Origin of the sequence: Brevibacillus borstelensis (assembly GCF_037834415.1) — a bacterium.
GTDB lineage: Bacteria > Bacillota > Bacilli > Brevibacillales > Brevibacillaceae > Brevibacillus > Brevibacillus borstelensis_A.
Window position 1 is genome coordinate 1 of record NZ_JAUMSJ010000070.1, and the last position, 7,212, is coordinate 7,212.

Annotated in this window: 6 protein-coding genes and 1 pseudogene; 6 read left to right on the top strand and 1 reads right to left on the bottom strand. The window is 53.1% G+C overall.

Annotated features, from left to right (window positions below):
• Window positions 1-35: 35 nt before the first annotated feature.
• On the bottom strand, window positions 36-1,688 hold the full coding sequence (locus tag Q3F21_RS26625) for a DUF6583 family protein (protein WP_340259545.1): 1,653 nt from the start codon (window positions 1,686-1,688) through the stop codon (window positions 36-38).
• Between the two features lie 439 nt (window positions 1,689-2,127).
• On the opposite strand from Q3F21_RS26625, the gene Q3F21_RS26630 reads away from it, so the two are divergent.
• The 6 genes and pseudogenes from Q3F21_RS26630 (at window position 2,128) to Q3F21_RS26655 (ending at window position 7,032) form a co-directional block, all read left to right on the top strand.
• Window positions 2,128-3,027, top strand: a complete 900-nt coding sequence (locus Q3F21_RS26630) for a LysR family transcriptional regulator (RefSeq protein ID WP_340259547.1) — start codon at window positions 2,128-2,130, stop codon at window positions 3,025-3,027.
• Window positions 3,028-3,064: 37 nt separating this feature from the next.
• Entirely contained in the window at window positions 3,065-3,193 is a 129-nt protein-coding gene (locus Q3F21_RS26635) for a hypothetical protein (RefSeq protein WP_340259549.1), read from the top strand.
• Between the two features lie 100 nt (window positions 3,194-3,293).
• Window positions 3,294-4,394, top strand: coding sequence for a citrate synthase (locus Q3F21_RS26640; protein WP_340259551.1), 1,101 nt, complete (start codon window positions 3,294-3,296; stop codon window positions 4,392-4,394).
• Between the two features lie 152 nt (window positions 4,395-4,546).
• Window positions 4,547-5,206: a hypothetical protein gene (locus tag Q3F21_RS26645; RefSeq protein WP_340259553.1), complete on the top strand. Its 660-nt coding sequence runs from the start codon at window positions 4,547-4,549 to the stop codon at window positions 5,204-5,206.
• Window positions 5,207-5,343: 137 nt separating this feature from the next.
• Window positions 5,344-6,123: a TrmB family transcriptional regulator gene (locus tag Q3F21_RS26650; protein WP_340259555.1), complete on the top strand. Its 780-nt coding sequence runs from the start codon at window positions 5,344-5,346 to the stop codon at window positions 6,121-6,123.
• Window positions 6,124-6,314: 191 nt separating this feature from the next.
• Window positions 6,315-7,032 (top strand): annotated as a pseudogene (locus tag Q3F21_RS26655) (inositol monophosphatase family protein).
• Window positions 7,033-7,212: the final 180 nt, after the last annotated feature.

The following is a 7,212-nucleotide window of genomic DNA, read 5'->3' on the forward strand; positions in this document are numbered from 1 at the left end:
TTTCTGTCGAATGATCCGAACGAATGTGTGCGGACCTATTGTACAGCAGGCATGAATTCCTGGAACAGCTCCATGTTTTTCATCATAAACGATTGGGCGGCAGTGCTGACTTCCTGCTGAATTTGCATCATTTCTTCTTGTGTGACAGTTGCGACGTTGACGGCGTTGTCCGCGCTCAAGCTCGGCATGGTGATCGCCTTGCCGAATTCCTCCTTGAATTTGAGGTTCATGCTCAAGCTTTTCGGCATGTCAGGCGTCGATTGTTCAAAGTTCACCTTGAACGTGCCGTCCGTATCCCGTCCGTTTTCGGTTTTGGTTACGGCCGTTGTCACTTGCCCGGACAAGGAGACAGTCTCCGGATCGGAATCGGACTTGGCCTTCAGCGTAAAGTCGTACGTGCCGTTTTCCTTGTCGGCTTGCTTCGTCGTCTCGAATTTGGTCGTCAAGTCGAGCAATACGTCAGGTTGAGCGTCAAACAGGAAGGCGACGGTTCCTGTCGTTTTGTCATTCTGCTTGTTCGCTTTGTAGCTGAGGGTCATTTCGCCTTTCTCTCCGCCTTCATCCACAAACAGAGAGTAGCGCTGGAACGTGTCTGCTCCATTTTTAAAGCCGACGCTGGACCAGAGGTTTTTCTCTTTCTGGTTCTCTTCGACAAAGACCAGCTTGCGGGAGAGAATTTGATGGTTGCCGTCTACAAGCACGATCATTTTCAGCTGTTCCTTGGAGTCTTTCGCATCTTTCAGATCCTTCAGCATGTCGTCGAAGGCTTTTGCGTATTCCTTTTTGAACTCATCCTTGGAGAGCTCCTTGACGTCAGGGTATCCGCTGTCGATGAGCAGTGTCGCTACGTTGTGGTAGCGGGTGTAGATCAGGTCAAACAGCTTTTCATCTGTCTTGGCCTTCTCTGCCATTTGTGTAAACAGAGCCTTTGCTTCCTCGGCGTTGAAGGTAACAGTCAGCTCGCGTGCGTCAGTCTTGTAGCCTTCCTCGGAGAAAGAGGCGTTTTTATTCATCGTGACTTGGGTGTCTTTCAAGCCTTTGGCGTACATGAGGGCATACGGTGCGAGAATGCTGGACACCTCTTCGCGGTTGAATTTCACCGCTTCGTACATATCTTTATTGGTCACCAGACGCTTCGGCAGATCTTCGCCCAGCTTTTGCTTGATCACGTCGCGGTCTTTCAAATCGACATAGCCGTACTTCGGATAAAAATCAGGGAAACGGAAGCCCAGCTTCGTGTCGTCGATGAAATACTCCATGTTGATCAGCTTTTTGTCCTTGAGATGAACTTCAAAGTTGCCGGACTGCTGACGCTTTTGTTCATCCGCATTCGATTCTACGACAAGCTTGGCGCTCTTCAACAGATCCAAAACCTTTTGAGCCTGGGGGTCCGGAATATCCGTGTCGATGTTGAATTGGCTCAGTTCCATCGTGGAGTGAACCGGCTTCTCAAGGTAAGGCTTGATGTATGTTTCGTACTCCTTAAAGGATTGAGAGACATCGTCCGCCATTTGCTTCGCGTTGTAGGCCTCTGCCTCCAGGTAAATGATTTTGGCGCTTTTGAACAGGTCCAGCTTGGCGTAGGCCGTACCCAATCCGCCGAGAATCGCAACCCCTACCGCACCTGCGATGAGCAGCGCCTTTTTTGAGCTTTTGCGAGGCGGGGTTACGTTTGTGGTGGTCTCCATTTTCTTCCTCCTTAAATATTTTCTTTCTAATGGGGCAAAAAAAGACGTTTTCTGCACCCGATTTTGTATTTTACCACATGTGAAGGGGGAGGATGTCGAATATTGGTAATACCTTTAAAAAAGAGGAATATGGAACCAGGAAGAAAGAGGGGGTATTCCTCAGCCTGATTGTACCGCTTGTCCTGTTTTTTGGCTGCAAAAGTCCCAGGAAGGTCTGGCAGGCACACATTGGCGCTAGACAAATGGGAAGATTGCCGGCGTAAAAAAAGGAGACCTCTCTTCCTGTATGCCTGTCCGCATGGCAAAATAGGAAGTATTGCAGCTTGAGCCGGGAGCAGACCGCCATGCTTGCAAAAAGGCCTGGGCCGATGCTCTTTTCATATAGAAACCGACCATGCGAGAGCATGGATAAACCTGCAAGGTTAAAGGAGGGGGACCTTTGGATTTTCGCGTTTTGCAGACGTTTGTGATGGCTGCAACCACAGAGAATTTCCACCAGACGGCGGAGGCGCTGTTCATCGCGCAGCCGACAGTCAGCCAGCATATTCGCATTCTGGAGAGCGAGCTGGGGCTGAAGCTGTTCGAACGCGTCGGAAAGCGGGTCCGCTTGACTCCCGCAGGCAAGCGTTACCTGCCGCATGCAAGGGGGCTTTTGGAGCAGTGGCACCACGGACTGGAGGATTTGATGGCGTGGCGGCAGGGGTATCGCGAAAAGCTTCAGTTGGCTGTCTCGCCGATCATCGCCCGGACCCGTTTGTCCCATTTGATTCACCGCTACACCAAGCTTTATCCGGATGTGGACTTATCGATCAAGCTGGCTGATTCCATCGAGATCGGACCGTTCGTGCAAAGCGGACAGGCTGATATCGGACTGACGAGAATGATTCCGGGCGAGCTGCAGCTTGCCGCTTATAAATTGTATGAGGACCCGGTCGTGTTCGCCGTGCCGCATTACGGCGGAGATATGGAGGCGCCGCTGCCAGACTGGGAGCAGGAGCTGCAGACAAATCGGCTGTTGACCCACAATCACCCCGGCTACTGGGACGATCTGCTGCTTTTGCTCAGGCAGCGAGGGTTGTCGCTGCGGACGATGGCCGTTTCCCAGGTCGATATTACCAAATGGTTTATTGAAGAAGGCCTGGGCGTTTCCTTTTTGCCGCGATCAGCGATCAGCCGGGAGCTGTTTGAAAACCGCTTTATGGAGCTGCCCACCCCCGGGCTTACCGTTCCGAGAGCGGCTTCCTACCTGCTTGTGCCGAAAACGGGCTTGAGCGAGGCGGCACAGCGCTTTGTCAATATTTTGGAGGCCTTGTATTCGCCGATGGAGACCGTGCACTAGTGTCTTTTGCCAGGGAAGGGTCGCGGGCAAAGGGCGCTTGGCAGCGATCCTGGACGGACAAAAGCCATTCCGGCGCTTGGCAAGCGATCTCGGGGAGGCAAAAACCATTCTGGCGCTTCAGGACGGACGGGGGCGGAGCGCGAATCCGGCGATGCCAGCCGATTGATTGCAGAAAGTGATCAAAACACCTGATTTCTTTTATTTCTCTTTAGATTTTTTAATCGATATACTTAAGGGAAAGATACGGAGAAAAAGGAGTGGGGATCATGACTACACATACGTTAGCAATCGGATTGGAAGGTATTGCCGTAGCCGAAACGAATTTAAGTCTGGTGGACGGCCAAAACGGACTTCTGGTATACCGGGGCCACTGGGCGCGCGACCTGGCGATTCACCACACGTTTGAAGAAGTCGCCCACCTGCTCTGGTACGGCCACCTGCCGAGCGAACGGGAGCTTGCCGAGCTGCAACACAAACTGAAGGCCAACAGGGAACTGCCCGCCCATGTAAAAGGCACTCTCGATCTCATACCTGCGGATGTCGATATGATGAGTGTGCTGAGGACCGGCGTTTCCGCGCTGGCGACCCCTGATCACGGGTGGCCGCCCAGCCTGGATCAAGTGATTTCCCTGACGGCGAAAATGCCGACCATCGTCGCTCATCGCTTTGCCCGCCTGGCTGGACGCGAGCCGCTCAATCCTCGCCAGGACCTGAATCATACAGCCAACTACCTGTATATGCTAAAAGGCCGGGAGCCGCATCCGGCCCATGTCCGGGCCCTGGATGCCTACCTGATCCTCACGCAGGAGCATGGCATGAACGCATCCACGTTCTCCGGACGAGTCGTCAGCTCGACTCAGTCGGATCTGATTTCTTCCATCACAGCCGCAATCGGCGCATTGAAAGGACCGCTGCACGGCGGCGCCCCTTCCGAGGTAACCGAAATGATCGAAGCCATCGGCACGAAGGAAAACGCCGAGCCCTGGCTGCGTGCCAAGCTGGAAAATGGCGAGCGTTTAATGGGCTTCGGCCATCGCGTGTACAAAACGATCGATCCGCGGGCGACGGCACTACGCGTAGTCGCTTCCCAGCTCTCGGCCGACGATCCGTGGTTTGACCTGGCGACTCACGTGGAACAAGTAGGCTTGAAGCTTTTGGACGAATATAAACCGGGCCGCAAACTGCACACCAACGTAGAGTTTTTCGCCGCGGCGGTCATGCGCGCCGTGGGCCTGGATGACGCCTTGTTCACGCCGACCTTCGCCGTGAGCCGTGTGGTCGGGTGGAGCGCGCACATCCTGGAGCAGGCGAGCAACAACCGGATTATCCGTCCGCAGTCCAACTATATCGGATCGATGCCGGAATAAACGAAATGGACAATGGTTTGACAACCCCCGGAAGGCAGCAATGACAGCCTGCCAAAGGGGGTTTTTTTTGTTTGTCTATGATATTTATTTACAGAAAATAGTGAATTCAGCCTGGATGAGCTATAATAGAGGGGAGGCGGAAGGGGGTTGTCATGAAACAGATTGCATACCTATTGGTGGCTATCGCAATTCTAACGGGCTGTTCGACAGAGAAAACACAGCCTCAGGATGCGTCCAATAATAAGACCGTATCCATCCCGGAACACCAAACAGCAAAGGAAACACCCGTGCCGAATGCTTCCGAAGCAGCTGGCACTCCGGAGGGCTCAGGGATGCCCTCAGCAGAAAGCGAACCAGGTCAGATTGAAAATGCCGCAACGGGACTATTTGATATCAAATTAATTGCAGGCAAGTCGGAAGAAGAGGTTTCGGCGGTACTGGGGACGCCGATCCAGTCGGAGAATGGAGAAAGAACGCTGTTGTCCACAGAAAAGCTGGTCCCGTACAGACAAAATGATTACACGGTCGGAATCGGGACGATCAGCGTCATGTTTATGGACGAGAAAGCCGTGCGTATCAAGCTGTCGATCGAGAAGGGAGCGCCTTACAAATACCCGGATGACATGCTCAAGGTTATGGAAGCGTTGGGGCTGACGGTCAATCCGGCAAGCCCGCCAGCAAAAAAAGACGCCGTCTCAGCTTCCTTTACATATGTTGACGGTTTTTATCTGCTGCAAATGAAAAGCGACTCTCCTGAAAATCCAAGCCATCTCGGCGAGGTTGTACTCATTACAGAAGATCTCTATGAATAAGGAAGGCTGCCCACGAGTCGGAACGCATCGGCTTGCGGGCATTTATTTTTTTCAAACAAGGATGTTGACTTGCGTGAAAGAAGTTAGTGGTATTTAAACATAACACTAAAACTCAACAAGAAAGGAGGTTTGCGGATTTGATCGAGGAACTCCGCCGTATCGGGCTGTCCGATCTGGAAGCGAGATGTTATCTGGCTCTCCACGCTGAGCCGAACATGTCGGGCTATGAAGTCGCGAAAAGAGTCTCTGTATCGCGAACCAACGTCTACGCCGTGCTCCGTTCCCTGACAGAACAAGGCATTTGCCGGGCTGTCGAGGGCGATCCGGTCCTTTACGATGCTGTGCCGATCGAACAGCTGATCCGCACGATGAAGTCCGACTTTGAGCAAACGGCGGCAAAGCTTGTGAAAGAGCTGAAATCGCCGCCGCGCGCCGCGTCCTGGTTTTACACCCTGCAGGGAGAGGAGCCGCTGAAAAAGGCGATCCGCCGACTGATCGCCAACGCTCGGAAAAGCATCGTCGTCGACATTTGGTCCGAGGATGTCCACTGGGTCGAGGAAGCGTTGCTGGGTGCAGAGCAGCGCGGGGTAGCCGTTACGCTCATCACGATCGGCCAAAGCCACACGCCCTTGAAGAATGTACTGGTCCATCAGCGAAGCGACGAATGGCAGCATATGGCATCGAGGAAATTTTCCGTTCTCTGCGATGCCAGCTCGGCGATTATCGGCAGCTTCACGACCGGTCTGAAGCTTTCCGCCTTTGAAACCGACCACCCATCCGTAATCGAGCTGTTGCACAACGCCTTTTTCCACGATGTGATCATGGAGCGGGTAGAGCGGGATTTCGGCGAAGAGCTGATCAAGGCATATGGGGCGGACTACAAAGCGATCATCGATGAATACAGGGATAGGGTTTGACTGCTCGTCCCTTTTTTCTTGAATCTTTTTTAGTAGTATTTAAAAATACTCCTAAAACGGTAAACGAGAAAAGGAGAATGAAGAAAATGGTACAAATCAACGTACAACAATTGCAGGAGCTTTTTACAAACATCGGCGACCGTCTGCTGCAGGAATACAGCCATCGCAAGGCGCCGCTTGGCCGGGAAGAGATGTTTGCAAGATTTTCCGAGTCCAATGGCTGGGCTATCGAAGAGTTGCGGAAGGCGCTGCATCAGCTGTATCCCGAAGTGGGTTTAGCCTATTCCGATATCGAGCTTGAAAGTGAACCAAACAAGCCTGATCCCAAGGCGGCTTACTGGATTTTGGACCCGGTAGACGGCGGTGTTCATTTGCATCAGGGCTTTCACTTCTGGTCGATGTCCCTGTGCCTCGTAGAGGATGGAGAAGTCGTTTTCTCCATGGTGTACGATGTTCTTCGCAGAGAGCTCTTCCATGCGGTCAGGGGAGAGGGGGCTTACCTGAATGGAGAGAAGATTCGGGTCGCAAAAAAATCCGCCTTGCAAGACGCGTTCTTGATGACAGCCCCGTTCGGACTGCCGGATCAGGACCCCGCGCACACGAAAATGACGATCGAGAGCATTGGGAAACTGCTGGCCGCGCTCCTTTGGAGTCCGCATGCTCGGCTCGGTAGCCCTGCAGCTGGCGTATGTGGCGTGCGGAAGAATGGACGGGTATTGGGAGTACGGCGAGGATTTCTACGACCGGCTGTCAGGCGCGCTGCTGATCAGGGAAGCAGGGGGGATCGTAACGGATATTCGCGGCGAGTCGTTCGGGCTCGGGTCTGCGGGGATTATCGCCGGGAATCCGGCGCTGCACGCGGCGATGCGTGATGTGCTGGAAGGAGCTACGCAAAGCTCCAAACGATAAAGGATTGACTGCAGAACAAGTTCATCTAGTGTTTTTGCAAGAAAATACCCCCGCAACGAAAACGAACATTTCCGTTGCGGGGGTTCCATGCTGAGATTATCAATCGTGCCGTAAAACCCCTTGTTTTAGCTATGGGGATATAAGGCACTTTGCCCTGCATCCCCTGTACGGGGGTGCTAA